Annotated in this window: 27 protein-coding genes; 20 read left to right on the top strand and 7 right to left on the bottom strand. The window is 58.4% G+C overall.

What is annotated here, in order from left to right:
• Positions 1–7 precede the first annotated feature (7 nt).
• The 3 genes from hpaD to ACR0ER_RS12790 are packed head-to-tail and all read right to left on the bottom strand — an operon-like array spanning position 8 to position 2832.
• On the bottom strand, positions 8–862 hold the full coding sequence (hpaD, locus tag ACR0ER_RS12800; protein ID WP_480769263.1) for a 3,4-dihydroxyphenylacetate 2,3-dioxygenase: 855 nt from the start codon (positions 860–862) through the stop codon (positions 8–10).
• Between the two features lie 56 nt (positions 863–918).
• On the bottom strand, positions 919–2430 hold the full coding sequence (gene hpaE / locus ACR0ER_RS12795; protein ID WP_480769262.1) for a 5-carboxymethyl-2-hydroxymuconate semialdehyde dehydrogenase: 1512 nt from the start codon (positions 2428–2430) through the stop codon (positions 919–921).
• A gap of 3 nt (positions 2431–2433) precedes the next feature.
• Positions 2434–2832, bottom strand: coding sequence for a 5-carboxymethyl-2-hydroxymuconate Delta-isomerase (locus ACR0ER_RS12790; protein WP_480769261.1), 399 nt, complete (start codon positions 2830–2832; stop codon positions 2434–2436).
• Positions 2833–2938: 106 nt separating this feature from the next.
• Between ACR0ER_RS12790 and hpaR the strand changes: the two genes are divergently transcribed.
• Positions 2939–3379 carry a homoprotocatechuate degradation operon regulator HpaR gene (gene hpaR / locus ACR0ER_RS12785; protein WP_480769260.1) on the top strand — a complete coding sequence of 147 codons (441 nt, stop codon included), beginning with the start codon at positions 2939–2941 and terminating at the stop codon, positions 3377–3379.
• Positions 3380–3415: 36 nt separating this feature from the next.
• Here hpaR and ACR0ER_RS12780 read toward each other — a convergent pair whose 3' ends face one another.
• Together ACR0ER_RS12780 and ACR0ER_RS12775 are read right to left on the bottom strand one after the other, a co-directional pair.
• Positions 3416–4768, bottom strand: coding sequence for an aminotransferase class III-fold pyridoxal phosphate-dependent enzyme (locus tag ACR0ER_RS12780; RefSeq protein ID WP_480769259.1), 1353 nt, complete (start codon positions 4766–4768; stop codon positions 3416–3418).
• Positions 4769–4800: 32 nt separating this feature from the next.
• Entirely contained in the window at positions 4801–5580 is a 780-nt protein-coding gene (locus tag ACR0ER_RS12775) for an IclR family transcriptional regulator (RefSeq protein WP_480769258.1), read from the bottom strand.
• 108 nt (positions 5581–5688) lie between these two features.
• On the opposite strand from ACR0ER_RS12775, the gene ACR0ER_RS12770 reads away from it, so the two are divergent.
• From ACR0ER_RS12770 to ACR0ER_RS12740, 7 genes are all read left to right on the top strand, one after another.
• Positions 5689–6618 carry a tripartite tricarboxylate transporter substrate binding protein gene (locus tag ACR0ER_RS12770; RefSeq protein ID WP_480769257.1) on the top strand — a complete coding sequence of 310 codons (930 nt, stop codon included), beginning with the start codon at positions 5689–5691 and terminating at the stop codon, positions 6616–6618.
• Positions 6619–6680: 62 nt separating this feature from the next.
• Positions 6681–7217, top strand: a complete 537-nt coding sequence (locus tag ACR0ER_RS12765) for a tripartite tricarboxylate transporter TctB family protein (protein ID WP_480769256.1) — start codon at positions 6681–6683, stop codon at positions 7215–7217.
• Positions 7218–7225: 8 nt separating this feature from the next.
• A complete protein-coding gene (locus ACR0ER_RS12760; protein ID WP_480769255.1) occupies positions 7226–8758 on the top strand; it encodes a tripartite tricarboxylate transporter permease in 1533 nt (510 codons plus the stop codon).
• 7 nt (positions 8759–8765) lie between these two features.
• Positions 8766–10250: an aldehyde dehydrogenase gene (locus ACR0ER_RS12755; protein WP_480769254.1), complete on the top strand. Its 1485-nt coding sequence runs from the start codon at positions 8766–8768 to the stop codon at positions 10248–10250.
• Positions 10251–10265: 15 nt separating this feature from the next.
• Positions 10266–11561 carry an aspartate aminotransferase family protein gene (locus ACR0ER_RS12750; protein WP_480769253.1) on the top strand — a complete coding sequence of 432 codons (1296 nt, stop codon included), beginning with the start codon at positions 10266–10268 and terminating at the stop codon, positions 11559–11561.
• Complete coding sequence (locus ACR0ER_RS12745; protein WP_480769252.1) at positions 11558–12490, top strand: phosphotransferase enzyme family protein; 933 nt, start codon at positions 11558–11560, stop codon at positions 12488–12490. The genes ACR0ER_RS12750 and ACR0ER_RS12745 overlap by 4 nt, the downstream gene beginning before the upstream one ends.
• A 22-nt stretch (positions 12491–12512) precedes the next feature.
• The gene (locus tag ACR0ER_RS12740) at positions 12513–13748 is read left to right on the top strand and encodes a Tm-1-like ATP-binding domain-containing protein (protein WP_480769251.1); all 1236 of its coding nucleotides are present in this window, start codon (positions 12513–12515) and stop codon (positions 13746–13748) included.
• Positions 13749–13842: 94 nt separating this feature from the next.
• Here ACR0ER_RS12740 and ACR0ER_RS12735 read toward each other — a convergent pair whose 3' ends face one another.
• Positions 13843–14739, bottom strand: a complete 897-nt coding sequence (locus tag ACR0ER_RS12735) for a nuclear transport factor 2 family protein (RefSeq protein ID WP_480769250.1) — start codon at positions 14737–14739, stop codon at positions 13843–13845.
• 80 nt (positions 14740–14819) lie between these two features.
• Between ACR0ER_RS12735 and ACR0ER_RS12730 the strand changes: the two genes are divergently transcribed.
• The 10 genes from ACR0ER_RS12730 (at position 14820) to fahA (ending at position 24350) form a co-directional block, all read left to right on the top strand.
• Positions 14820–15728, top strand: coding sequence for a LysR family transcriptional regulator (locus ACR0ER_RS12730; protein WP_480769249.1), 909 nt, complete (start codon positions 14820–14822; stop codon positions 15726–15728).
• Between the two features lie 305 nt (positions 15729–16033).
• Entirely contained in the window at positions 16034–16984 is a 951-nt protein-coding gene (locus tag ACR0ER_RS12725; RefSeq protein WP_480769248.1) for an MBL fold metallo-hydrolase, read from the top strand.
• Between the two features lie 68 nt (positions 16985–17052).
• A complete protein-coding gene (locus tag ACR0ER_RS12720) occupies positions 17053–18675 on the top strand; it encodes an FAD-dependent oxidoreductase (protein WP_480769247.1) in 1623 nt (540 codons plus the stop codon).
• Positions 18676–18680: 5 nt separating this feature from the next.
• Positions 18681–18869 carry a DUF2783 domain-containing protein gene (locus ACR0ER_RS12715; RefSeq protein WP_170448235.1) on the top strand — a complete coding sequence of 63 codons (189 nt, stop codon included), beginning with the start codon at positions 18681–18683 and terminating at the stop codon, positions 18867–18869.
• 20 nt (positions 18870–18889) lie between these two features.
• Complete coding sequence (locus tag ACR0ER_RS12710; RefSeq protein WP_480769246.1) at positions 18890–19924, top strand: TRAP transporter substrate-binding protein; 1035 nt, start codon at positions 18890–18892, stop codon at positions 19922–19924.
• 3 nt (positions 19925–19927) lie between these two features.
• Complete coding sequence (locus tag ACR0ER_RS12705; protein WP_480769245.1) at positions 19928–20476, top strand: TRAP transporter small permease; 549 nt, start codon at positions 19928–19930, stop codon at positions 20474–20476.
• Positions 20473–21789 (top strand): TRAP transporter large permease, encoded by a 1317-nt coding sequence (locus tag ACR0ER_RS12700; protein WP_170328686.1) that lies wholly within the window; start codon positions 20473–20475, stop codon positions 21787–21789. Before ACR0ER_RS12705 ends, ACR0ER_RS12700 begins: the two co-directional genes overlap by 4 nt.
• 37 nt (positions 21790–21826) lie before the next feature.
• Positions 21827–22372 (top strand): VOC family protein, encoded by a 546-nt coding sequence (locus ACR0ER_RS12695; RefSeq protein WP_170516642.1) that lies wholly within the window; start codon positions 21827–21829, stop codon positions 22370–22372.
• A gap of 84 nt (positions 22373–22456) precedes the next feature.
• The gene (maiA, locus tag ACR0ER_RS12690) at positions 22457–23089 is read left to right on the top strand and encodes a maleylacetoacetate isomerase (protein WP_480769244.1); all 633 of its coding nucleotides are present in this window, start codon (positions 22457–22459) and stop codon (positions 23087–23089) included.
• Positions 23090–23099: 10 nt separating this feature from the next.
• Positions 23100–24350, top strand: a complete 1251-nt coding sequence (gene fahA / locus ACR0ER_RS12685) for a fumarylacetoacetase (protein ID WP_480769243.1) — start codon at positions 23100–23102, stop codon at positions 24348–24350.
• 40 nt (positions 24351–24390) lie between these two features.
• Here the strand turns inward: fahA and ACR0ER_RS12680 are convergent, their stop codons facing one another.
• Positions 24391–24819 (bottom strand): MarR family winged helix-turn-helix transcriptional regulator, encoded by a 429-nt coding sequence (locus ACR0ER_RS12680; protein ID WP_170330237.1) that lies wholly within the window; start codon positions 24817–24819, stop codon positions 24391–24393.
• Between the two features lie 325 nt (positions 24820–25144).
• On the opposite strand from ACR0ER_RS12680, the gene ACR0ER_RS12675 reads away from it, so the two are divergent.
• Positions 25145–25369, top strand: coding sequence for an AbrB/MazE/SpoVT family DNA-binding domain-containing protein (locus ACR0ER_RS12675; RefSeq protein WP_480769242.1), 225 nt, complete (start codon positions 25145–25147; stop codon positions 25367–25369).
• Positions 25366–25752, top strand: coding sequence for a type II toxin-antitoxin system death-on-curing family toxin (locus ACR0ER_RS12670; protein WP_480769241.1), 387 nt, complete (start codon positions 25366–25368; stop codon positions 25750–25752). Before ACR0ER_RS12675 ends, ACR0ER_RS12670 begins: the two co-directional genes overlap by 4 nt.
• Positions 25753–25847 lie beyond the last annotated feature (95 nt).

The following is a 25847-nucleotide window of genomic DNA, read 5'->3' as shown; positions in this document are numbered from 1 at the left end:
AGCCCGTTCAATTCACGGGGAAGATCACGTTTGTCTGTCCGGTGCCGGAGGACGGGAAATATTCGGTGACAACCTCGCATTTCGCGTCATACGAGTCCCATCCCAGCGCACCGTAAAGCATGGCGGTGTCGTGCATCGACCCTTCGCCGCAGCAGAAATTGGCATATTCGCCCAGCATTTTCAGGAACGTAGCGTGATCTCCGGCTTGCCACATGTCCAGAACATGCAGATCCACTTGGCGGTTGAACTCGGAACTGATGGTGAATGTACCATTATTTGCAGCATAGTCCTTGTTCGGCCAGATCTTGTGGCTCAGCGAACCGGACGCGACCAGTAGAACCTTGCTGTCGCTGGCCTCGATCGCCTCGCGGATAGCTTCGCCGACAAGGCGGCTTTCGTCGTGGCTGTGAACCGTGCACCAAGCGGCAATCGAGACCACCTTGAAATCTGCCTCGCGGCTCATGAAACGCATCGGAACAAGGGTTCCGTATTCCAGTTCCAGACTGTCCACCTGATGGCTGAGCGTGTGCACGCCCTTTTCTGTAGCGATGTCGGCAATGGCATCCCCCAGCGCCGGGTCGCCGTCATACGCGTAAGGCAGGTCCTTGATGAATTGCGGGAATTCGTTCGAGGTGAACAGGCCCTCGAAATGCTTGTTCGCGTTGATGTGGAAACCCGCGTTGACGACCCAATGCGTGTCGCAGATCACCACCGTGTCTGCGCCCAGCTCTTTTGCACGCCGAGCAATTTCCCGATGCCCATCAATCGCGCTTTGACGCGCACCCTTAACCGGGCCTTCCTGTTCCGACATCAGCATGGTCGGCACATGGGTCATTTTGGCGGCGAGAACGATTTCTCCCATTGTCTCCTCCTGAAGGTTGAGATGCGCGCGTTTCCAGGTTCTGTCAGGGCTGACCGTTAAAGCTTGCCCAACTGCATGATCTTGTGCTGTCCAGTGGCAAAGCCGATATGCTTTTGTTCCATGTAGAACTCGAACGACCAGTCGCCGCCGTCGCGACCGATGCCCGAGGCTTTAACGCCGCCAAAGGGCGTGGGCAGGTGGCGCACGTTTTCCGAGTTCACCCAGATCATCCCGGCCTCAAGCTTATCGGTAAAGCGCAGCGCCCGCGTCAGGTCATTGGTCCAGACATAGCCGGTCAAACCATAAGGCGTGTCATTGGCCATTTGCAGCGCCTCTTCCTCGGTCGAGAATGGGATCGAGGTCAGGACCGGGCCAAAGATCTCCTCGCGCGCGATGCGCATCTGGTTGGTGGCGTTGGTGAACAGGGTCGGACGGATGAAGTACCCTTCGTCGCCCAGTTTCACACCACCGGCTGCGACGGTCGCGCCGTCCTCTGTCGCGATGTCGAAATAGCTGGTGACCTTGTTGTAGTGCTCTTCCGTCACCAGCGGGCCGATTTCGGTTGCCGGGTCCAACGGGTGGCCGACCTTAATGTTGTTCACGCGCTCGATCAGCTTGGCTTCGAACTCGTCCTTGATGCTGTCCTGCACCAGCAGGCGCGAGGACGAGGTACAGCGCTCACCATTGATCGAGTAGATCATGAAGATCACCGCATCCAGCGCCCGATCCAGATCGGCGTCGTCGAACACGATCACAGGGTTTTTGCCACCCAACTCCAGATGCATCCGCTTGAGCGTATCTGCACCCTGTTTGGTTATGATGCTGCCGGTGCGGCTTTCGCCGACAAACGCGATAGCTTTGATCAGCGGGTGCTCGGTCAGTGCCTTCCCCGCATCGGGACCAAAGCCGTTCACGGTGTTCAGCACACCCTTGGGCAGACCGGCCTCTTCGGCGATTTCGACCAACAGGCGGGCTGACAGCGGCGAATCCTCGGCGGGTTTGTGAACTACGGTGCAGCCTGCAGCCAATGCAGGTGCGATTTTCCAAGTCGACAGCATGAACGGCGTGTTCCACGGGGTGATCACGCCAACCGGACCAATCGGCGCGCGTGTGGTGACATTCATTAAGGTCGTCGATTTCAGATGCTGACCGTCGCGCGCTTGCACCACCTGATCCGCGAAAAACCGGAAGTTCTCAGCACCGCGTAGGGCCGCCTTGGACATGAAGCGCAGGGTCTGGCCCGTGTCCCAGCATTCGCACAGCGCGATTTCTTCTGCGCGCGCTTCTATGGCGTCAGCAACGTTCAGCAGGATGCGGCGGCGTTCGGTGGCAGGCATGTCGCGCCATTCGGCAAAGGCCGCATGGGCCGCTTTGGCCGCGGTGTCGATATCCTCGGCGGTGCCATGGGCAACATCGCAGATCACCGACTTGTCGACCGGAGAGGTGGATTGAAACACACCGGCAGCCCCGGCAACGTCCTCACCCGCGATGCGGTTCTTGATGCCCGTCTCTTTGAACCGCGCCAAAAAGCCCGCCAGTTTTTCGATGTTTGTGTCCAGTGCGCTCATGGTTCAGGTCTCCTGCGTGGTCGCGCCAAGGTGATCGCGGATCGTACCGGTCTTAGGCGAAAGCTTGGGGTCGATGTCGCGCATCTCAAGCGAGAGTGCGATGGAATGGTGTGAGAAGGCGGAGGCCAGATACGCTCTGACTGCCTCGAAGATGCGTTCTGCGGCATCCTGCTTCACGTAGTCAGGCCGGCCTGCACGCAGGCGGATCGAGATGTCGATGAAGCTATGCGCCGGGTTGCCGTCCGCGATGGCGTAGTGATCGACACGTGTGGCGCGGACACGAATGCCTGGCATCGGAAAGGTTTCGATCCCGGCAGCCGTCGCCCGGATGCATTCGCACAGGCCAGCCATGTCGATCTTGTCCTCCAGATTTCCGGAATATTCGACGTGAAAATGTGGCATGTGTCCTCCCCTTATTGCTTAACATGTTTAGTTTTTATCGGCGGCGTTGTCAAGAACTTGCCTTGTTAATCTTTGCAATTTCCAAATTGCCGATTTAGAAGGCCGCATGACCACGCAAAGCCACACCAAAAGTACCGCCCGATCCCTTCCGATTGCGCTGTTGCGCGCACGGGAAACCGTCATGGCGCCGATCCGGGATATGCTCCATGACATTCAACTCACCGAACAAAAGTGGCGCATCCTGAGGGTTCTGGACGAGCTCGGCGAGGTTGAACAAACCGCAATCGCCCACGAGGCCTGCCTGCTGCTGCCCAGCCTCACCCGCATTCTGCGTACTATGGAGGCCGATGGCCAGATCACCCGCCGACAGGACAAACAAGACAAGCGCCGGACCATGGTTCGGATCACCGATGCCGGCCGCGCGGTTCTGGAAGACAACCTTGCCACGTCGCTGGCGATCTCAAACAATATCGAATCGCAGATGGGCCGCGAGAAGCTGAACCAACTGCTGGACCTGCTGGAAGAACTGCAGGCGGTCAAAGTCTGACCCCGCACGGGTTGGGCGAGGTCAGGTGAGTGGTGATCAAAGAGTCCCCAGACCGGTATCCAGCGCCGACAGAATCTTGGCCACATCCTCGGATGTGATGATCAGCGGTGGCGACAGGATGATGTTGTTGCCGGACACACGCACCATCACACCGTCCTCATAAGCTGCTTTCTGAACCTGCAGCGGCAGGTGTTTCGCAATAGGCGCCTTGGTCGCTCGGTCCGAGACCAGTTCCAGCGCGCACATCAGCCCCTCGCCGCCGCGCACATCACCGATCACGTCGTATTTCTCGGCCAGTCTCCGCAGCCCGGCAAACAGCTCATCCCCGCGCGCGGCGGCGTTTTCCCAAACGCGCAAGCGCTTGATTTCGGACAGAGCAGCAAGGGCCGCTGCGGCACCAACCGGGTGGCCGGAATAGGTATAGCCCTGATCAACCGACGCCTTGCCGGTTGTGTCATTTTCGAACACCTCGGCAACAGCACCCGAGATCATCGCCGCCCCAAACGGGAAGTAACCATTAGTGATCGCCTTGGCTGTGGTCATGATGTCGGGCTGCACCCCCCAATGCCGCGCGCCGCTTTCGCTGCCGGTGCGACCAAAGGCAGTGATGATCTCGTCCGAGATCAGCAAAATACCGTTCTTGGAGCAGGCTTCACGCACCATTGGCATGAAACTCTTGTGCGGCGGGATCACACCCCCTGCCCCAAGGACCGGCTCCATGATGAAGGCCGCAACGGTGTTGGCCCCCTGAAACGCGATCTCGGCCTCAAGCGCTTTGACGCAAAGCTGCGCCAGGCGTTCGGGATCGGTCTCGTCAAACGGGTTACGATAGGTCCATGGGGCGGGCACATGATAGCAACCGGGCATCATCGGCTCATAAGCCGCGCGGAATTTTTGATTGCCGTTGACCGAGGCGGCGGCGAAATGGGTGCCGTGATAGCCCTGTTTCAGGCTGATGAACTTGGTACGCCCGGCCTCGCCCCGCACTTTGTGGTATTGCCGTGCCAGTTTCAGGGCGATTTCAACCGAATCCGAACCACCCGAGGTAAAGAAGGCACGGGTCAGGCCGTCAGGTTCGAAAAACTGCGCCAACTCATAGGACAGCTCGATCACCTTGTCGTTGCTGGTGCCGCGGAACGTCGAATAATAGGGCAGCGCGTTCAACTGATCGGCAATGGCCTGTTTAACCGGGTCGCAGGAATAACCCAGATTGACGTTCCAAAGCCCCCCGACCGCATCCAGCGCCTTGTGACCATCGACATCGATAATGCTGACACCTTCACCTCCGTTCAGAATTGTCGGCGGATTCTTCTGACTGTCGGCGGGGTGTGCCATCGGGTGCCAGAAGTAACGCGCGTTGTTTTCTTTCAGAAAGTTCGAGTCTTTCATGTCTCGGGTCTCCGGGGTTAGTGTCCACCCGCTCACGGATGGAATTCGGTTGGAAAAGTGTCGGGGAGTTGACCGCCGAAGCTTGCGGTCAGATCAGTCGAGAGGGCGTGTAGGGTGGTCAGGATTTCCGGCAGTCTTTCGTCGCTGGCGCGGCCTTCGGGAACGGCAATTGCGATGGTTCCCAGCGCTACCTGATCAATGCCGAATATGGGCGCCGCATAGCCATAGACGCCATTTTCATAGCTTCCATTGCTGTTGGCCCAACCGGCTTGGCTGATTGTCGAGACCCGATCCTTGATCTGCGCTGGGTCGGTCAGCGTGGTGTCCGTGTATCGCGCTTGTTCTTTCTGCCCGAGACGACCCAGCAGGAAGGACGGACCAAAGCTGAGCATACACAGGCCCGAAGCCGTCGCATTGATTGGAAGGATCTCACTAGGATCAAGACTGACACGCACGCTGTGGCGGTTCGTTTCGACCACCAGCGCGGTTTGCAGAGAATCCTTTTCAAGCAGTGAAAGATGAAGGCTTTCGCCGACATCCTGCATCGCGACCTGCATTCTCTGGCGGGCACTTTCGATGCCGGGACGGGCGATCTGACGCAGCGCGGCCAGGCGCAGCGCGGCAGGTCCGACCGCATAAGATTTGGTCATGGGGTTCTGTTCGATCAGCCCGTATTCTTCAAGCGCCCGCAGGTGGCGTAGCGCGGTGGCTTTGTTCAACCCGGACAGCCGCGCAAACTGACTCAGCCCGATTTCTGGCCGAGCGTTTGAAAAGTAGTTGAGCATTTTCAGGGCGTTCAGGGCTGTACCCATGTGATTCACATCCTCCCGTTAAGGTAATACTTGACAGAACAAGGTTAACAAAGCAACATTATTCTTGTTAACGTGGATCAAATAATGAACCATTTACGGGAGGTGTCAATGAAGAAAGTCCTAACAGCCGCAGCGTTTGTTGCTTCTGCAACGGCCGCACTCGCCGAATATCCAGAGAAGCCGGTCTCTTTTGTCGTTCCGTGGCCTCCGGGTGATCTGGAAGACGTCCTGACGCGGATCATCGCAGACGAATTTCAAGCGATGTATGGCGTTCCGGCCGCGGTCGTGAACAAGCCCGGCGGCGGCGGCGGCCCGTTCCCCGGCGCTGTCGAAGTGGCAACCGCTCCAGCTGATGGCTATACCATCGGGTCCTTTGTGACGGACGTTCCCATCGGCGGCCCCCAGATCGGCATCCCCGAACTGTCCCCCAACCCGTTCGAGCCGATCGGTATCTTCATGACCTATCCCTTCGTGATCGCGTCAGGCAAAGACGCTCCGTTCACGAACTGGGAGGAACTGGTCGCCCATGGCAAGGAAAACGACGTGGCGCTGGGTCACTTCGGGTCGTTCCTGCCGCCCACCCAGGTGACCTTTGCCGCCGCGATCAGCTCGGGCTTTGATTTTGCAAGCGAGGCTGCATTCGACGCGCTGGACTGCAATACGCTGGCCTCCGGTGATGTCGACGTGATCAACACCACGCTGCAGCTGATCCTGCCCTGTCTGGACGACGTCAACGTTCTGGCCAGCATTGGCAATGAACGCATTAGCCTGACACCAGACACGCCGACCGTTAGCGAACTGCATCCCGATCTTAACGTGGCGCTTTGGAATGGTCTGTTCGTCCACAAGGACACTCCGGCAGAGGCACGCGAAAAAATCGCGGCGGCGGCGCAAAAGGCGCTGCAGACTGAGAAAGCTCAGAACCTGATCGGAGAGACCGGTGTGCTGATCTACTGGCTGGATGCCGACGCATCAAACGCCCAGATCGCAAGCGACAGCGAAACGATCGGAGCCATCCAAGCCCTCGTAGGCGAATAAGCACGTTACTGGGTCGCGCGGGCGTTTCCCGCGCGACTTTTTCATCGGTCAGGGAGGGGACTATGATAGCCAAAACACTTCAGGACATGTTCAAACGATACCGCCGGCCCGGCGATGTTGTTTTTGCTTTGGCCTTTCTGGTTTTTGCCGTTTTCCTTCTCAGCCAACTGGGCGAACAGACCAAGGTCGTCAAACGGACCAAGTGGTTTGCGCAGCCCGGCTTCTGGCCGATGGTCTCGCTTTGGGCAATGGCCGTCTTTGCCTTTCTGCACTGGCTCAGTTCGGCCATGTCAGACCGTATTCCGGGTCGCTGGCCCGAAGTGGCGTTTTGGTTTCGGTCCCTTGAATACGTCGCCTATTTTCTTGTCTATGTCGCGGTTGTCCCGCTTTTGGGATACCTGCCGTCGACCGTTCTGTTCGCGGTTTTTCTTGCGGTCCGCACCGGGTTCCGAAGCGTCGGAGCCATTGGCCTTGCCGCGGCGTTCGGTGTCGCAGTGACGGTGATCTTCCGGGCCTTTCTGCAAGTCAAAATCCCCGCCGGCGCTGCTTATGAGTACCTGCCGGAATCCGTGCGCGCCTTTGCGCTGACTTATCTCTGAGGGTCACTATGGAAACGCTTCTGTCCGGTCTTTCTATCCTGACGCAATGGCAGGTGATCGTCGCCCTTCTGATCGGCTCGATAGGTGGGGTCATCATCGGCGCGCTACCTGGTGTCGGCGCGGCGGTAGCTATCGCCATTCTGTTGCCTGCAACATTCGCATTTGAACCCATTGTCGGCCTGACGCTGCTGCTGGGTATCTATGGCTCGTCCATGTATGGCGGCGCCATCCCCGCCATTCTGATCAACACGCCGGGCACGGCTGTCAACGCGTTGACCACTTATGACGGCTATCCCATGACCAAACGCGGTCAGGGGCATCGTGCGCTGTCGCTGGCCTATTCCGCGTCGTTCTTTGGCGGTGTCTTTGCCATCATCTGTCTGATGATCCTGTCGCCGATTCTAGCGCTGATCGCCCCACATTTCGGCAGCCGAGAGATTTTCCTGGCCGCCCTTTTGGGCATCATCCTTGTGATCCTTGCCCACCGTGGTCAGATCTTTGCCGCCGGTATGCTGGCCGCCTTCGGGATATTCCTGAACACCGTCGGGCTTGAGCCGGTCAAATACACCCGCCGCTTTACCTTTGACCAAAGCTGGCTGGCGTCTGGCGTCGACCTGATCGTGGTCGTACTGGGCCTGTTTGCCATCAGTCAGGCGCTGCTGCTGTTGCTGGAAAAGAACCACGCCCCGGGCGAGGCGCATGTCAGCGGCAACATCTTTACTGGCCTCAAGGAACTGCTGGGCATTAAGCGGGTCGCCACCGTGTCCTCGAGCATCGGCGTTTTCATGGGCATGGTGCCGGGCACGGGCGAGTTTACTTCGCAATTCCTATCCTACACCTATGCGCAGAAGACCTCGAAAGACCCTGACAAGTTCGGGGATGGCTCGCCCGAGGGGCTGGTCGCATCCGAGGCCGCTAACAACGCCGTTCCGGGTGCCGCCATGATCCCGCTGCTGGCGCTGGGTATTCCGGGCGAGGCGCTGACCGCGATGATGCTATCGGTGTTCTACGTGCACAACGTCATCCCCGGCCCGCAGCTGTTCGAAAACCAGATGGACTTTGTGATGGCGCTCTATATGGCGCTAATCCTGCTGAACGTCATCGTTCTGGTCTTCCTGCTGTTTTCGACCAACCTGCTGCTCAAGATCATCCAGATTCCAACGCGGTTCCTGGGCATCATGATCCTGATCCTGGCCTTTGTCGGCGTCTACAGCTTACGCAACTCCATCACCGACTGCGCCATTGCCGCCGGGTTTGGCGTGTTTGGCTTGATCCTAAAACGGCTGGACCTGCCGATTGTACCGATCATCCTGGGCATGGTTCTGGGCGGCATCATGGAGGTCAAACTGCGCAGCGCCATGGCGCGGGTCAAATCCCCGCTGGATTTCGTCGACCGCCCGATCGCGGCGATCCTGACGGCGCTGATCGTGCTAATCCTGCTGCTACATTTGCGCACCTTGTACTTCGAATTCCGCAACAAGCTGAAACCCGAGCCAACTGCGCAACCAGTCGATTCCGATCACCCCAATCAGCAAGGGTAACCCTGCCATGAACCAATCCGATATTGACGCCCAACGCTCTCAGGTTCTGTCCCCTCGGTCTCATTTCATCGGAGGGCGCTGGGTCGCCGCCTCGGAGGGCGGCCACCGGGATGTGCTGTCACCGATTGACGGCGCAATTTTGACCCAGATTGCCGAAGGCACACCAGCGGATATGGAGGCCGCGATTGCATCAGCTCGGGCCGCGTTCGAAGGTGGCCGCTGGTCGCGCCAATCCCCGGCCGAGCGTAAGAAAGTCCTGCTGAAACTGGCCGATCTGATCGAAAAACACGCCCTTGAACTGGCGGTTCTGGGTGTACGCGACAATGGCACCGAGATCACCATGGCCATGAAGGCTGAGCCGATGTCGGCAGCCGGAACATTCCGCTATTACGCCGAGGCGATCGACAAGGTTTATGGCCAGATCGCCCCCACCGCAGAAAGTGTGCTGGGCCTGATCCATCACGCGCCGGTGGGTGTTGTCGGGGCAATTGTGCCGTGGAATATGCCGCTGATGATCGGCAGCTGGAAGCTGGCTCCGGCGCTGGCGACCGGCAACTCGGTGGTGCTGAAACCGGCCGAAAGCGCATCCTTGTCGCTGCTGAAACTGGCCGAACTGGCGGCCGAAGCCGGTGTGCCCGACGGGGTGCTGAACGTCGTAACTGGCTCGGGCCGGGTGGTGGGTGAGACGCTGGCGCTGTCGATGGACGTGGACATCATAGTGTTCACCGGTTCGGGTGCGACGGGTCGGCGGCTGCTAGAGTATTCGGCGCGATCAAACATGAAACGCTGCTATCTGGAACTGGGTGGCAAATCCCCCAACATCGTTTTCAGTGACGCCCCGGACCTGAGCGAGGCTGCCAAAGTGTCGGCGGGCGGTATTTTCCGCAATGCAGGCCAGATTTGCATCGCCGGATCGCGTCTGCTTGTGCAGGAAGACATTCACGACGATTTCGTTGCCGAACTGGTCAGACATGCCGAGGCGATGCGCGTCGGCAACCCGCTGGACCTCGACACGCAAATCGGCGCGGTTCATTCGATATCCGAACTGGAGTCCAATCTGGACTTCGTCGCCAAAGCCGAGGCCGAAGGCGCCGAGCGCCGCAGCGGCGGCGGGCGCATCCTTGAGGAAACCGGCGGCTACTATATGGCACCTACGGTAATGACCGGTGTGAAATCCACCGACAACCTGTTCCAGAACGAGGTGTTCGGCCCGGTTCTGGCGGTGACCCCCTTCAAGGATGAAGACGAGGCGATCCGCTTGGCCAATGACTCGGTCTACGGGCTGTCCTCGGGTGTCTGGACATCAAACCTTGGTCGCGCGCATCGCATGATCGCGGGTATCCGCGCGGGCGTCGTGCACGTGAACACCTATGGCGGGTCTGACCTGACCGTGCCGCTGGGTGGCGTGCGCCAGTCGGGCAACGGGCATGACAAATCCCTGCACGCGCTTGAGAAATATCTCGACCTGAAAACCGCCTGGATAAAACTCTGACCAAGGGCCGACCAAATGACGCTTCCCCCAAAATCCGCCGAGCTTGTTGAACGCCGGGCCAGGCTGCTGGGCCCAAATGTCTCGACCTTCTACGACGAGCCGCTTCATATCGTGAAGGGTGAAGGTGTTTGGTTGTGGGATGCGGACGGGCGCAAATATCTGGATTGCTATAACAACGTTCCGCATGTTGGTCACTGCAACCCGCGCGTGGTCGAGGCGATCTGCCGTCAGGCATCGATGCTCAACACCCACACGCGCTATCTGCATGACGGCATTCTGGACTATGTCGAAAAGCTGACCGGCACGATGGATGCCTCGTTGGACACCGCCATCCTCACCTGTACCGGGTCCGAGGCCAACGACATTGCCCTGCGCATGGCCGAAGGCATGACCGGCAAGCGCGGCATCATCGCTACGGATGCGACCTATCACGGCAATACCTCTCTGGTCAGCCAGCTAAGCAAATCGAACGTGCCGACGGTTGGCTTTGGCTTGGATCAGTATTTCCGGTTTGTGGCGGCCCCCGACAGCTATCGCAATCCGGACCCGGACGGCAGCAAGTTTGCCGATGCCGTAGCCGAACAGATTGCCGAGCATGAAAAGTCCGGCATCGGTTTTGCCGCTTTGGTCCTCTGCCCCTATTTCCTGAACGAAGGTTTCCCGGACCACCCTGACGGCTGGCTGAAACCGGTGGCCGAAGTGGTGCGCAAGGCCGGTGGCCTGCTGATCTGTGACGAGGTCCAATCGGGCTTTGGCCGCACCGGCACCCATATGTGGGCACACCAGAAGATGGGCGTGGTGCCGGACGTCATGACCATGGGCAAACCGATGGCCAATGGGCATCCGACGGGCGGCGTGGTGACGCGAAACGAAGTTCTGGCCACCTTCCGCAAGGGCTATCGGTACTTCAACACGTTCGGAGGCAATCCGGTCTCTTGCGCCGCGGCCATGGCGGTGCTGGAAGAGATTGAGGACAAAAACCTTGTCGCCAATGCCAAAACGGTAGGTGATCACGCACGTTCGCGCATGACAGCTTTGCAGCAGAAATATGAGTTCATCGGCGACGTGCGCGGCTCGGGCCTGATCTTCGGGGCCGAGATGGAGCTGGATCGACTAACCAAAGAGCCGGCAAGCGCATTCACAGATCGGGTGATCAACGCGATGCGGCATCGGGGGATTATCCATTCGAAACTGGGTCGCCACAAGAACACGCTCAAAATCCGGCCACCTATGCCGTTCTCAAACGAGAATGCCGATCTGTTGTTTGACACACTGGACGAGGTTTTGGCTGAAACCCCGCTGACCCTATGACCCCGATTGTTAAGCAAGCCCTGACCCTTTGGGGCATGGGCGGTGCCGATTGGTCGCTGGTCGCGGCCCGCGAAAATCATGTTTACCGAGTCCAGGCCGACGGGCAAAGCTATGCCCTGCGTCTACACCGCCAGGGGTTGCATTCGGATGCCGCCCTGAGGTCCGAGTTGGAATGGATCGCCGAACTTGCTGCAAGGGGTGTCGGCGTCCCCACCCCCGTACCGGCCACGAATGGCGGCTATCTGCACCTGCTGAACGGGGTGCAGGTCGATATGCTGGGCTGGCTGCCCGGTCGCCCTCTGGGCTCTACAGGCGGCGGGATCGACCATGACAACCGCGCGGGGATATTCCGGGCCCTCGGGCGTGAAATGGCAAAGCTGCACGAAGTCAGCGATGCTTGGACTCGCCCCGATGAGTTTGCACGCTGGTCCTGGGATCGCACCGGGCTGTTGGGCGACGCGCCTCTGTGGGATCGATTTTGGGAGAACCCCACGCTTTCCGCTGAGGATAGCGCCCTGTTCGCCGCGTTCCGCGCGGCAGCGAACCGTGACCTGCAGCAGATGGAAGACCAACTGGATTATGGCCTGATCCACGCCGATCTTGTGCGCGAAAACGTGATGGTCCGAGGCGACAAGCTCTGGCTGATCGACTTCGACGATGCCGGGTTTGGGTTCCGCCTGTTCGACATCGCCACGACGTTGATGAAAAACCTGGGTGAGCCGGACTATGACGCTCTGCAAGAAGCTCTGCTGATGGGATACAGGTCGGTAAGAGCGCTCGACACCGAGCATCTCGATCTGTTCATAGCCCTGCGCGCAGTGACTTATGTGGGCTGGATTTCGTCCCGGATGGGCGAAGACGGATCAGAGATACGCAATATGCGGTTCAAGGATACCGCCCGGGGCCTGCTGAAACGCTACCTCGGATAAAACGCATGGACGGGAGGAAAACATGACCAACAAAACGATCCTGCTGATTGGGACATACGACACCAAAGACCCCGAGATGCGGTTCATCGAGGATGCCGTACGCGCGCAGGGGGCGGATGTGCTGACGATGGACGTCTCCGTTCTGGGCGATCCACAAACACCAACCGATATCTCGAAGCACGAGGTCGCCGCCGCCGAAGGCATGACAATCGACGAGGTGATCGCACTGGGGGATGAGAACAAAGCGTTCCGGGTCATGTCAGCCGGGGCCGCCAAAGTGGTGGCAAAGGCCTATGCCGACGGCCGGTTTGACGGGATGCTGGCCACCGGCGGCACCATGGGCACCGACCTTGCGCTGGATTGTGCCCAAGCGTTGCCGATGGGGGTGCCAAAATACATCGTCTCAACCGTTAGCTTCTCGCCGTTAATCCCGCCGCACCGGCTGGCTCCGGACATTCAGATGATCCTGTGGGCCGGAGGGCTGTATGGTATGAATTCGATCTGCCGGTCCTCGCTGGCTCAGGCGGCAGGTGCCGTGGTTGGCGCGGCCAAAGCCGCCATCACTCCGGATCGCAGCAAACCTCTGATTGGCATGACCAGCCTGGGGTCGTCCTGCCTGCGGTACATGAAAACCTTGAAACCTGCCTTGGAAGACCGTGGGTTCGAAGTTGCGGTGTTTCATTCAACCGGTATGGGCGGTATGGCCTTCGAAAAACTGGCCGCCGAGAGCGCCTTTGCGTGCGTGATGGATTTCTGCATGCAGGAATTCGGCAACTTGCTGGCAGGCTCCGTTGTCTCAAGCGGGCAGGATCGTGTGACTAATGCCGGGCGCGTTGGCACACCGCAAATGGTTGCACCGGGCGCGCTGGACCTGCTGGACTTTGCAGGATGGCAAGAGATACCTGACCAATATGCGGATCGCCCTTTCCACGAACATAATCGCCTCATCAAAAGCTCAGTCTTCAATGGCGACGAACGCCGCGCCTGGATCCGGGAACTGGCAAACCGGCTTGAGGCCGCCACCGGACCCGTCCAGTTCTTCCTGCCGGTTCAAGGTGTGGAAGCGTGGGACAAGGAAGGCGAAGAAGCCCATGATCCCTCAGCCCTTGCGGACATGGTGGACGAAGCCCGCAAGGTCATGCCGGGCCGGGTGCCGATGACTGAGCTGGACTCCCATATCAACGAGGCCGCGTTTTGCGACGCCGTTTTGGCTCAGTTCGATGAGTGGGTCGAAACCGGGATCGTCAGCAAAACCTAGCGGACGTTGATGCAAGTTCTGGTCGGGGTTCAGCGTTCCTTTGAGTGACCCGAAAAAGGTTGCGGAGCACTGAAAGGTGCCCCGCCCGTCACTCTCACTCAGCCGGATACCCGAACACATCGTTTTCGTTGGCGGAAACACCGGTCTGGGCTTCTTCGATGTCCCAATGCTCGACGATCAGACCTTCGTCGTTAAAGCGGAAGATATCCATGTACCCGATGCCCAGATCATCCTCGACCGACGGATCGGTCACTTTCGAATGCACCAGAACGAAATCACCCATGGCGATCGTCTTGGCGAACTGGGTCTCATAACGTTTTCCCTCGCCCGCCAGAGAGTCCAGATACCCGATAAAGGCGTCGCGGCCATCGGTAACGTAAGGGTTGTGTTGAATATACGTCTCTGCCGACACGTAGTTTTCGACCGCAGAAGTGTCACTTGGGTTGTTGAAGGTGCTCAGAACAGCAATCGCGCGTTCGCGGTTCTGATCGGTATCCTGCTTCGAATAGATATCGGCCGCCGGGCCCTGGAACATGGTGTTTGCGCTGGCGGACTCGGCAGGCACCTGTTGGTAGTGATCCCAGTGCTCAACCAGCAAGCCACTTTCAACGCGCCAGATATCCACGTAGACATATTGCTCACCGCTGCTGGTGGTCCAGACCGAGTGGATAGCAACATAATCATCCTCGGCTATTGTACGGTACAGATCGACCTGAACGTCCGGGTCAACCGTTAGTTCACTTGAAACCGCTTTGATCAGTTCAACGGGGCCGTCGCCATAGGCGGTGGCGTGCTGGATGTAGGTCTTACCGATGTATTTGCTGAAATTGTTCAGGTTACGGTAGACTAGCACATCCTGATAGAACCCTTCGGCCAGTTTGATCGAGGCTTCGGTTTCGGAAGTAATGGTGCGCAGATCGGCAAAGGCGGAGCTTGACAGAGCCAGCATCAGAGCCGTCGCCGCCGTTTTGAATAGGTGTTTCGCAGACATTTCAGACCTCCTTGATGCGTCTGCAGGCTAGGTAGGGAAATCCATTGATTGAAACTACGCCAATGGTATTCATGTGACTCATGAACAAACTTGATGAGTTGGCGCTGGACGGGCGACTTCTGACCATGCTCGTAAAGGTTTACGAGACGGGGTCCGTGACCGCTGCCGCAAATGACCTGAACGTGACGCAATCCACCGTAAGCCACGGGTTGAACCGTCTGCGGTTGATTACGGGCGATGATCTCTTTGTGCCAATGGGCCGCACGATCACGCCCACCGAAAAAGCCGATACGCTTGTCGCCGAGGCCAAAGAGATCCTGCACCGAATGCAGTGCTTTTCGCGTGCAGACACCTATGACCCCGCGCAGGACACGCGCCCTTTTTCGATCGCCGCAACAGATTACGAGATTGAACTGATCATCCGCCCATTCATTCACCGTCTGCGACGGCTCGCGCCGCAGGTTCAAATCCGCGTCAGGCGGGCGTTGCCGGATCGGGAATGGGTCCAGCTGCTACGGTCCGGCGAGGTTGATCTGGTGCTGGCACCCGAGCTCAAGACATTAGAGACCGACATCAAACAGCGACGCGTCCTGGAAGATGATAGGGACGTGGTCTATTTTGATGCGTCGCAACGAACGGCCCCGGACAGTCTCGATAGTTATTGCACTGCGGATCACGTGATCATGGCGCTCAGCGCGTCCGGGAAAACGAGTGTTGATCAGATTTTGGCAACGATGGGCCGGTCCCGGCGCATCGCCGTCAGCCTGCCGGGGTTTTCCAGCATTGCGGCGGTGCTGGCGGGTTCAGACATGGTAGCGTTATTGCCAGTGCGGTTGCGGGATTCCACCTTTTTAAATCTGTCGTTCTGCCCCCCACCCTTCGCGTTGCCGACAGAGACGATTTCCTGCATCTGGCATGTGCGATCGGATGCCTCAGAACGTCACATCTGGATGCGTAAGCAAATTCAAGTCGGTTCGGAACCAAGATAACTGCGAATCGTCAGTCTGCGCATGGGTCCAATTCGTACTTAAAAACCGGTCGACGCATGTGGCGAGGTTCGCTTCAAACCCGCGCCGGAACTCTGCCACCAAGACTTGAGCACCACCAAGGCCGTCACTAAAGAGCCTTCAAAAGTCATTTAAAACAAAGCACTGAACAGACCGCTTCTTATGAGCGCTGGTTTTTCGTTGACTTTCGTTTCAAATGAAACGAAATTGTTGCAAATGCAACCAAATGCCTGACCTCGGCAAAAACAGACTGGGTTTTGGCAGCATCGCATCTTTGGAGGAACCTCATGGCCAAAGCATTCGCGTCCCAGGGGGACATGTCGGAAAAGAAAATCTCGTTCACCGAGGTTGGCGAAGGCCTTTATGCCTTTACTGCCGAGGGCGATCCGAACTCGGGCGTGATCATCGGTGATGACAGTGTGATGATTGTCGAGGCGCAGGCGACCCCGCGTCTGGCCAAAAAGGTGATCGAATGCGTCCGCTCTGTCACCGACAAACCGATCACCCATGTGGCGCTGACCCATTACCACGCGGTCCGCGTTCTGGGCGCTAGTGCCTTTGGCGCGCAACAAATCCTTATGTCAGATACGGCCCGCGCGATGGTCGTGGAACGCGGCAAAGAGGACTGGGACAGCGAATTCCAACGCTTCCCCCGTCTGTTCGAAGGGCATGAGAGCATCCCCGGCTTAACCTGGCCCACGACCACTTTCAGCGACACGATGACCGTTTACCTGGGCAATCGCCGGATCGACCTGATGCATCTGGGCCGCGCCCATACGGCGGGCGATATCGTCATCCACGTGCCCGACCAGAACGTCATGTTCACCGGCGACATCGTCGAATACCACTCGGCCTGCTATTGCGGCGACGGGCATTTCAGCGATTGGGGCGATACGCTGGATGAAATCAAGTGGTTCGACGTCGACGCCATCGCACCGGGCCGCGGAGACGCCTTGGTCGGCAAGGACATGGTCAACGCCGCCATCGAAAACACCCGCGACTTCGTCGAAAGCACCTACCGCCCAGCGGCAAAAGTTGCAGCGCGCGGGGGATCGCTGAAAGAGGCATGGGATGCCGTGCGCGCCGAATGCGATCCGAAATTCGCCGACTACGCGATTTACGAACACTGCCTGCCCTTCAACGTCGCCCGCGCCTATGACGAGGCCCGCGGCATTGACACCCCCCGTATCTGGACCGCTCAGCGCGATCTGGAGATGTGGGAGGCCTTGCAAGGCTAAGGCAAACGGCCCGGTCGTGCGGCCGGGCTTCCTAAAAACGAAACGTGCGCAGCCAGAGGACAAAACCGATGTTCGATGACCGATACACGCTTGCCTACAAGCGCTATCCCTACAAGAAATCGACCGATCAGGACACCGCTGCACCGGTCCGCCACCCTGTCGTGGTAATGGGCGGTGGCCCGATTGGCGTGGCGACCGCGCTTGATCTTGGTCGTCAGGGCATTCCCACACTGGTGCTGGACGACCACGAAGGCGTCGGTATGGGGTCTCGGGCGATCTGTTTCGCCAAACGCTGTCTTGAGGTTGCGGGCCGCTATGGCTGCGGCAAACCGATGGTAGACAAAGGGGTGGTCTGGAACCTTGGCAAGGTCTTCCACAAGGACGACCAGGTTTTCGAATTCAACCTGCTACCCGAAGAAGGCCATGAATACCCCGCCTTTATCAACATGCAGCAGCCCTATTACGAAAGCTATCAGCTCGACCGCTTTGAAGAGCTGCAGTCGCAGGGCGCACCGATTGAAATCCGCGGCAAGAACCGCGTGGATACGGTCGAAGTGCATGACGATCACGTCACCCTGGCCATCATGACGCCCGACGGCCCCTATACGATTGAGGCGGACTGGTTGATCGGGTGTGACGGCGCCTCATCACCGCTGCGCACGATGCTGGATCTGGATTTCACCGGAAAAGTGTTTCAGGACAGTTTTCTGATCGCCGACATCAAGATGAAGAACGACAGCTTTCCGACCGAACGCTGGTTCTGGTTCGAACCGACCCACGGGTCTGGCGCGTCCACCCTGCTGCACAAGCAGCCCGACGATGTTTGGCGGGTGGACTTCCAGATCGGATGGGATGTCGACCGCAAAGAAGAGATGAAAGAGGAAAACATCCGCCGCCGTCTCGACGCGTTCCTGGGGGATGGCGTCGAATACGACCTGGTCTGGTCCTCGATCTATACGTTCCAGTGCAAGCGCATGGACAGCTTCCGCCACGGCCGCGTGTTCTTCGCCGGCGATGCGGCGCATCAGGTGTCACCCTTTGGTGCACGCGGCGCCAACTCGGGCATGCAGGATGTCGACAACCTCGGCTGGAAACTGGGCATGGTGATGCGTGGCGAAGCGCCTGAAAGCCTGCTGGACACGTATAACGGCGAACGTATCCACGGCGCGGACGAGAACATCCTGAACTCGACCCGTTCTACCGATTTCATCACCCCGAAATCCGAGACCAGTCGTCTTCTGCGCGACGCCGTGCTGTCTCTGTCCGAAAAGTATGAATTTGCGCGCCCGATGGTGAATTCAGGCCGTCTTTCAGTGCCTTGCACCTATGACGGCTCGCCGCTCAATTCGGCGGATGCTCTGAACGGCCCCGCGCAGTCGCGGCCCGGTTCGGTCTGCCCGGATGCGCCGCTAGGCGACGATTTCCTGCTGTCCAAGCTGGGTGACAAATTCATCCTTTTGACCATCGACGCCGATGCCCCCGACATGATCGAGGAAGACGGTGTGAAGGTCACGCGTCTGGCCCTTTCGGTCAAGGATGACAAAACCGGTGCGCTGAAAAAGCGGTATCTCGGCGACGCCGAAAGCGCGGTTTACCTAATCCGCCCGGATCAACACGTGGCCGCCCGACGCCCCAGCTTTGAAGAAAACGCAATCCGCGCTTCGATTCGACGCGCGGTCGGTAAGGAGTGAGCCCCATGACCGACTTGATCCTGACCCCGAACATTGATGGCGTCGATGATTTCTATGCCGAACTTCTGGCCGCCCATGACGGGTTGGAAAAGGACCAAAGCGACGCACTCAGCGCCCGCCTGATCCTGATCCTGGCCAATCACATCGGCGAGCGCTCGGTTCTGAGCGCTGCAATCAAAGCCGCCGAAATTTGAAGCTTCATAGGGAGGAGACTATGAAAATGCCCCTGAAAGCCCGTGCCCTCGCCTGCGTTGGCGCAACAGCCATCGCCCTGTCGTTCGCATCAAGCGCGATGGCCGAAACCACCCTCGCCCTGTCCAGCTGGCTGCCGCCGCGCCATCCGATTGTGTCTGGCGCAATCAAACCCTGGGCCAAACAGGTTGAAGAAGTCACTGATGGGCGCGTGACCGTTCGCGTTCTGGCCAAGCCGCTTGGCCCGCCGCCAGCGCATTACGACATGGCCGCTGACGGCATTGCTGACATCACCTACGGCCTGCATTCCTTTACCACGGATGACCGTTTTACACGGTCGCGGATCGGCCAGTTTTCGTTCATCGGCGATGACGCCGTAGCCGGTTCCAAGGCGTTCTGGAACGTGTATGCCGGCCCGCTCGAAGCGCAGAAAGAGCATGAAGGCACCAAGCTTCTGGGTCTGTTCGTGCATGGTCCGGGCATGTTGCACAACAACGTCCGTCAAATTGAAACCGCCGATGATTTCGCCGGTCTGAAGATCCGTGTTCCCGGCGGCTATATCTCTGATCTGATGTCGGGCATGGGTTCTACGACGCTCTTCATGTCTTCGGGTGAGGTCTATGAAAAGCTGTCGCGCGGCGTGATCGACGGGGTCACTTTCCCCTATGATGCGTTGGCCGCGTTCAAGCTGACCGAGGACGTCAAGTACACGATGAAAGTGCCGGGCGGCCTCTATAACACAACCTGGTTCATGGTCATGAACGAGGACAAGTGGAACGAGATTTCACCAGAGGATCAAGCCGCCATCGAAGCGATCTCGGGCGAGGCGCTTGCCACGCTGGTTGGCGAGGCCTGGATCGGAGCCGATGAAAAAGGCAGCGCCGCTGCTGAAAAGGCCGGAATCACGGTCTATGACGCTCCGGCTGCGGTGGTTGATGCGATCAAATCCAAGGCGGCGGACGCCGAAGTTGCATGGTCCGAGGCAATCTCGGCAGATGGCTATGACGGTGCGGCAGCCCTGCAAGAACTGCGCAAGCAGTCTGGCGTGGACTTCTGATCCATGGAGCGGCTTCGCCATCGTTTCCGCGACCAGCCCCCGGAAGAGGGGCTGGATATCGGGCTGCTGCTTGACAGGACGCTTGGTGCCGGTGCCGCTCTGATCCTGTTCTGCCTCATTCTCATCACCTGTGTGGATGTGATCGGGCGTTACTTTCTGAATGCGCCGCTGGCTGGCGCATTCGAGCTGACCGAAATTCTGCTGGCTGCTCTGGTTTTTCTAGCTTTGCCACTGACCACAGAGCGGCGCGAGCATATCGAGGTCGACTTGCTCAACATGGCCCTCGGCAAGCATACCCAGCGTCTGCTCTCGGCCTTTGCCGGGCTGTTTTCCGCGGCCCTGTTGGCCACCTTCGCCTGGCGGCTGTTTACCCATGCGGCCAAAGCGGCCCATGACGGCGCCGTCAGTAACGCGCTGGAAATTCCGCTGGCTCCGTTCGGCTATCTGGCCGGCGTGTCCTGCATGGTCTCGGCCTTCATCGCCTTTCTGCGCGGGTTGCAGCCGCCGAAACAGCGTGGCACCGACCAAACCCCTCCGGAGGCTTTGCCATGATTGAATCGCTGATCGGTTTTGCCGTCCTGTTGGGGCTGATCCTGTTGCGGGTGCCGATTGCCTTTGCCATGGCAGCGGTCGGCGGGTTCGGCTTTGCCTATATGCGCGGCTGGGAACCAGCCTGGGCGATGACCGGGCAAGTGGCCTTCGACACCGCGCTGTCCTACAGCCTGTCGGTCATTCCGCTGTTTATCTTCATGGGCAACGTGCTGGCTGGGTCTGGCGTGGCGCATGGCCTGTTTGCAGGCGCTGACCGGCTGTTCGGCAAGCTGCGCGGTGGCCTAGCCATGGCCTCGGTCTTCTCATGCGGGGGCTTCTCTGCCGTCTGCGGATCCTCGCTGGCAACGGCGGCGACCATGTCCAAGGTCGCGATGCCCTCGATGCGCAAGTTTGGTTATGATGACCGGTTGGCCACAGGGTCCATTGCTGCGGGCGGTACGCTGGGCATCTTGATTCCGCCCTCGGTGATCCTGATCATTTATGGTCTGCTGACCGAAACCAACATCGCCAAACTGTTCATCGCCGGGATCATTCCGGGCATCATCGGTGTGGTGCTGTATCTTGGCGCTGTCATGGTCGCGGTTCGAGTGAACCCTGCCCTCGCGCCCGAGGAAGAGAACACAGAACCGATGAGCCGTACCGATCTGGTTGGCGTCTTCTGCGTGCTGGGCCTGTTTCTGTTCATCATGACCGGCATTTACGGTGGGTTCTTCACGCCAACCGAAGCTGCGGGCATGGGCGCAGGTGCGTCTGTGCTGATCGCTGTCGCCTTGCGGTCGATGACCTGGAGTGGGTTCTTCGCCGCGACGATGGACTCCATCCGCGCCACGGCGATGATCTTCGCCGTCATCATCGGGGCCGAACTGTTTACCAATTTCATCAACTTCGCCGGTCTGCCCGATGCGCTGTCCAGCTTTGTGATCGACAATGAAATGCCGGTCTGGGCCGTAATCGTGTTCATCATCCTGGTCTACATGGTGCTCGGCTGTGTGCTGGAAAGCCTGTCGATGATCCTGCTGACAGTGCCGGTCTTCTATCCGCTGATGTTCGAACTGGAGTTTGCCAACGAACTGCTGCTCGACCCCGAAAACGCACTGATCTGGTTCGCCATCGTCGTTGTTGTCGCGACCGAGATCAGCCTGATAACACCCCCGGTTGGCATGAATGTCTTTGTGCTCAAAGGCGTGCTTCAGGACGTGTCGCTGGCGACCATCTTCAAGGGTGTCCTGCCCTTCTGGATCGCCGACATCCTGCGGCTGGCCCTGCTTATCCTCATCCCCTCACTGTCGCTCTGGCTTGTGGGACTGATGTGAACCGCGCTGACCTAACCCCTTCGGAAAGGAGGACACGATGAAAATCGAGAAAATTCACCACGTCGCCTATCGCTGCAAAGACGCCAAGGAAACCGTCGAGTGGTACGGCAAAATGCTGAACATGGATTTCATTCTGGCCATTGCCGAGGACCACGTGCCCTCGACCCACGAGCCGGACCCCTACATGCATCTGTTCCTGGATGCTGGTGACGGCAACGTTCTGGCGTTCTTCGAGCTGCCGACCAAGCCCGAGATGGGCCGCGATCCGAACACGCCGATCTGGGTTCAGCACATCGCCTTCAAGGTCAAAGACCGCGCAACCCTGATCGAGTTCAAGGAACATCTCGAGGCCAACGGCGTCGAGGTACTTGGGGTCACCGACCATTCAATCTTCCATTCGATCTATTTCTTCGATCCCTCCGGCCACCGGATTGAACTGGCCTGCCCCGACCCAGAGGAAGAGGCGATGCTGGCACGTATGGACGAGGTGAAATGGCTGATGCTCGAAGATTGGTCGAAAACCAAGAAAGCGCCGAAACACGCGGATTGGCTGCACGCCAAAGAGCTTAACAAAAGCGCCTGATGCACTGTCCCGCGCCGAGCGATCGGCGTGGGGCCTGCCTGCCAGCAGGGCTTGACCATACATTCAGAATGACTGGGTGAGGTGATGAAACTCTACTCTTATTGGCGTTCTACGACCTCCTACCGGGTCCGGATTGCGCTGAATCTCAAAGGTCTCAGCTTTGAAACCTGCCCGGTCAATCTGGTTACCGGAGAGCAGCGTGCGCCGGATTACACTGCCCTCAACCCCGGCAAAGGTGTTCCGACCCTTGTTCTTGAGGATGGCACCGTTCTGACCCAGTCGCTTGCCATTATCGAGTATCTGGACGCCACGGTGCCAGAGCCGCCGCTGTTGCCGAAAGACCCGCTGCAGCGCGCCCGTGTTCAGGCCGCCGCGCAGACCATTGCGATGGATATCCACCCGGTCAACAACCTCAAGGTTCTGACCCACCTCAAGACGCATCTGGGCCTTACGGCTGACGGCCAGCTAGACTGGTTCCGCCATTGGATGACCGAAGGGTTTGCCGCCTATCAGGCCTTGCTGCCAAAGGGCACGGCGTTCAGCTTTGGCGACAGCCCCGATCTTGCCGATATATGTCTTGTCGCCCAGCTATATAACGCGCATCGCTGGGGCCTTGATATGGCCCCCTTCCCCCGCCTTCTAGAGATTGAGGAACGCGCCCTTTCCTTAGCGGCGTTCAACGACGCCCGCCCCGAAAACCAGCCCGACGCGGCTTAAAGGTGTAACCATGACCAAACTCCTGCCCTCCTGGGTCGAAAGCGCGAACTCTGCCACGACCGACTTTCCGCTCAACAACCTGCCCTATGGCGTTTTCAGAACCGAAGCGGACGCTCTGCACTGTGGCGTCGCCATCGGGGACATGATCCTTGACCTCACGCTGATGGAAGCGGACGGCAAACTTGATCTGCCCGAGGCAAACGTGTTTGCAAACGGATCATGGAATGGCTTCATGGCGCTTGGCGCTGGGGTTTGGGATAAATTCCGCTCTATGCTGACCGAGGCGTTAGCCGCTGGCTCGGTCCAACAGGACGAACTGACAAATTACCTTGTGCCGATGGCCTCGGTCACGATGGCAATGCCCTTCGACGTCGCCGAGTACACGGATTTCTACGCGGGCCGCAATCACGCGTTCAATGTCGGCACCATGTTCCGTGGCCCCGAAAACGCCCTGCCCCCGAACTGGCTGCATATCCCCATTGGCTATAACGGTCGGGCGTCCTCGGTCGTGGTCAGTGGAACCAATGTACGCCGCCCGTGGGGACAGCTGAAGGGCCCCGATATGGAGGCGCCGATCTTTGCGCCGTCCCGGCGGTTTGATCTGGAACTTGAGATGGGCGCGATTGTCGGCCAGCCCTCGAACGGCCCCGTATCGGTTCAGCAGGCCGATGACATGATCTTTGGCTATGTCCTGTTGAACGATTGGTCCGCGCGCGACATTCAGGCGTGGGAATACCAGCCACTCGGCCCGTTTCAGGCCAAGGCCACAGCAACCTCGATCAGTCCATGGATCGTGACCAAAGCGGCGCTGGAATCTTTCCGCACCTCGATTCCCGAGCGTGAGAAGGAGTTGCTACCTTATCTACAAGAGCCCGGCCCGATGCTTTATGACATCGCGCTTGAAGTCGGTCTGGCTCCGAATGATGCAGCAGAGACGGTTATCGCGCGCACCAACTACAACGAAATGTATTATTCGGCGGCCCAGCAACTGGCCCATCACACGACCAGCGGCTGCCCGATGCGGGTGGGCGATCTGCTAGGGTCGGGTACGATTTCCGGCCCGGAAAAGGAAAACCGTGGCAGCCTGCTGGAACTCAGCTGGGGCGGCAAGGAACCCCTGACGCTGGACAGTGGAGAGGAGCGCAGCTTTCTTGAAGACGGCGACACGCTCACCTTACGCGGCGCGGCGCGTGGCAACGGTTTTCGTATCGGGTTTGGTGCCTGCACAGGCACGCTGCTTGCGGCCATCGAGCGTCATTAACGAGCACGGGCAGAGGTCACTTCGGCGTCTGTCCTCTTTTTCAACAGGTTTTGGCCACTTTCATCAGCGCCGATATACCTCTCTCCAACGCCTCGCGATCTTCAGGTGTCAGCGCGTCAAGCATACGGTCGGCCCGCTCCCGCACCTTTGGCTCCAGGTGCTGAAACTGGCGAAACCCTTCGGGCGTACAGCGGTAGACCCGGATTCTACGGTCCTCATCTGAGATCTCACGGACGATCAGCCCCTTCTCATCAAGGCGCTTGGCCGCCCGGCTGACCTGCACTTTGTCCAGTGTCGTGCGCCGCGCAAGGTCCAGAGAGGTCATGCTTTCTGCGTTCGCCAGCAGAAACAGCAATCGCCATTCCTCGCGCGAAAGGCCCAGTTCACGCTCATAGACGTCTGTCAGATTTCTTGAAAAAGCTTCGGACGCCACAGCCAGTCGGTATGGAAAAAATGTATCGAGTTGCATGCTTCACATAGAATAGGTCAAAATGGTTTCATCTGCAACGACATGTTGGTTTGTGTAACGGCAGTACCAATTGGACCATGTAGAATGGTATGAGACCCGAGGGTTTACGGCTCATTACAACCGCCAAAGAGTGAAGATGAGAAATAAAATCAGGCATCTATGGAGCCTCTGTGAAAAGGGTGCCTGAGACATTCGCCATGTGACGCGCAAACAAGTTTTCTTCCTCGTATTCCTGAAACTCAAATGTGCGATAGAACTCACTTCTGTTTTTCTTGATTGCCGATGCAATCAGGTATATACATCTGGATACACGTAGGAGACCATCATGATAGAAACCAAAATTCGCAAAGTCGGGAATTCTGCGGTCATGACTTTGACGACTGAGATGCTGACAATTTTGGACGTCAAGGAAGGCGATAGTCTTTTCGTGGTCCGCAGCGATGATGGTGCATTGAAAGTTTTGGCGCACGATCCTTCTGTTGCCGAAGCACTAGCTGCCGCAGAGATTGTAATGGATGAAAACAGAGACCTTCTTGAGGCGCTTGCGTGAAGCAGTTTACCTGGGTTCCGTTCAGCGCAATCATCGTCATCCACGACAGGCAAATTGCAAGACACGGCGGAGCCCCCGGATTACGAGATGTAGCTCTTCTTGAGATGGGCTGTGCTCGGGCAATGAACCTCGCCGCATACACTGATGCAGACCTTCCAGAAATTGCAGCTGCTTACGCTTTTGGCATCGCCAAGGCTCACGCGTTTGTAGACGGCAACAAACGCACCGCATTTGTAACTGCGGCAACCTTTCTCCGGCTCAACGGGCTTTCAATTCGCCCTGATCCTGTCCAGGGCGTCAGGATGATGGAAGACCTGGCATCCGGAGATGTGTCAGAAAAAGAGTTCTCGAATTGGATCAGAGAACTTGCCCGGCCGATATGAGCAGGGTGTGCTGATAGCTTTTTCCATTGCAATTCAGACTGAGTACTGTCTAACGTCAGCACTTATGGGTCCATTCAGGGCAATTTGATAAGACA

Source organism: Ruegeria sp. CH8, from assembly GCF_056536985.1.
Note: the sequence above shows the minus strand (reverse complement) of the source record. Positions and strands in the feature narration are given on the sequence as shown.

Coding starts and splice junctions, on each gene's coding strand:
- ACR0ER_RS12780 (WP_480769259.1), bottom strand. CDS start 4,768: ATGAAAGACTCGAACTTTCTGAAAGAAAACAACGCGCGTTACTTCTGG.
- ACR0ER_RS12675 (WP_480769242.1), top strand. CDS start 25,145: ATGATAGAAACCAAAATTCGCAAAGTCGGGAATTCTGCGGTCATGACT.
- ACR0ER_RS12700 (WP_170328686.1), top strand. CDS start 20,473: ATGATTGAATCGCTGATCGGTTTTGCCGTCCTGTTGGGGCTGATCCTG.
- hpaD (WP_480769263.1), bottom strand. CDS start 862: ATGGGAGAAATCGTTCTCGCCGCCAAAATGACCCATGTGCCGACCATG.
- ACR0ER_RS12755 (WP_480769254.1), top strand. CDS start 8,766: ATGAACCAATCCGATATTGACGCCCAACGCTCTCAGGTTCTGTCCCCT.
- ACR0ER_RS12770 (WP_480769257.1), top strand. CDS start 5,689: ATGAAGAAAGTCCTAACAGCCGCAGCGTTTGTTGCTTCTGCAACGGCC.
- ACR0ER_RS12715 (WP_170448235.1), top strand. CDS start 18,681: ATGACCGACTTGATCCTGACCCCGAACATTGATGGCGTCGATGATTTC.
- ACR0ER_RS12775 (WP_480769258.1), bottom strand. CDS start 5,580: ATGGGTACAGCCCTGAACGCCCTGAAAATGCTCAACTACTTTTCAAAC.
- hpaR (WP_480769260.1), top strand. CDS start 2,939: ATGACCACGCAAAGCCACACCAAAAGTACCGCCCGATCCCTTCCGATT.
- ACR0ER_RS12760 (WP_480769255.1), top strand. CDS start 7,226: ATGGAAACGCTTCTGTCCGGTCTTTCTATCCTGACGCAATGGCAGGTG.
- ACR0ER_RS12765 (WP_480769256.1), top strand. CDS start 6,681: ATGATAGCCAAAACACTTCAGGACATGTTCAAACGATACCGCCGGCCC.
- fahA (WP_480769243.1), top strand. CDS start 23,100: ATGACCAAACTCCTGCCCTCCTGGGTCGAAAGCGCGAACTCTGCCACG.
- ACR0ER_RS12705 (WP_480769245.1), top strand. CDS start 19,928: ATGGAGCGGCTTCGCCATCGTTTCCGCGACCAGCCCCCGGAAGAGGGG.
- ACR0ER_RS12730 (WP_480769249.1), top strand. CDS start 14,820: ATGAACAAACTTGATGAGTTGGCGCTGGACGGGCGACTTCTGACCATG.
- ACR0ER_RS12695 (WP_170516642.1), top strand. CDS start 21,827: ATGAAAATCGAGAAAATTCACCACGTCGCCTATCGCTGCAAAGACGCC.
- ACR0ER_RS12735 (WP_480769250.1), bottom strand. CDS start 14,739: ATGTCTGCGAAACACCTATTCAAAACGGCGGCGACGGCTCTGATGCTG.
- ACR0ER_RS12740 (WP_480769251.1), top strand. CDS start 12,513: ATGACCAACAAAACGATCCTGCTGATTGGGACATACGACACCAAAGAC.
- ACR0ER_RS12725 (WP_480769248.1), top strand. CDS start 16,034: ATGGCCAAAGCATTCGCGTCCCAGGGGGACATGTCGGAAAAGAAAATC.
- ACR0ER_RS12750 (WP_480769253.1), top strand. CDS start 10,266: ATGACGCTTCCCCCAAAATCCGCCGAGCTTGTTGAACGCCGGGCCAGG.
- hpaE (WP_480769262.1), bottom strand. CDS start 2,430: ATGAGCGCACTGGACACAAACATCGAAAAACTGGCGGGCTTTTTGGCG.
- ACR0ER_RS12680 (WP_170330237.1), bottom strand. CDS start 24,819: ATGCAACTCGATACATTTTTTCCATACCGACTGGCTGTGGCGTCCGAA.
- ACR0ER_RS12710 (WP_480769246.1), top strand. CDS start 18,890: ATGAAAATGCCCCTGAAAGCCCGTGCCCTCGCCTGCGTTGGCGCAACA.
- maiA (WP_480769244.1), top strand. CDS start 22,457: ATGAAACTCTACTCTTATTGGCGTTCTACGACCTCCTACCGGGTCCGG.
- ACR0ER_RS12745 (WP_480769252.1), top strand. CDS start 11,558: ATGACCCCGATTGTTAAGCAAGCCCTGACCCTTTGGGGCATGGGCGGT.
- ACR0ER_RS12720 (WP_480769247.1), top strand. CDS start 17,053: ATGTTCGATGACCGATACACGCTTGCCTACAAGCGCTATCCCTACAAG.
- ACR0ER_RS12790 (WP_480769261.1), bottom strand. CDS start 2,832: ATGCCACATTTTCACGTCGAATATTCCGGAAATCTGGAGGACAAGATC.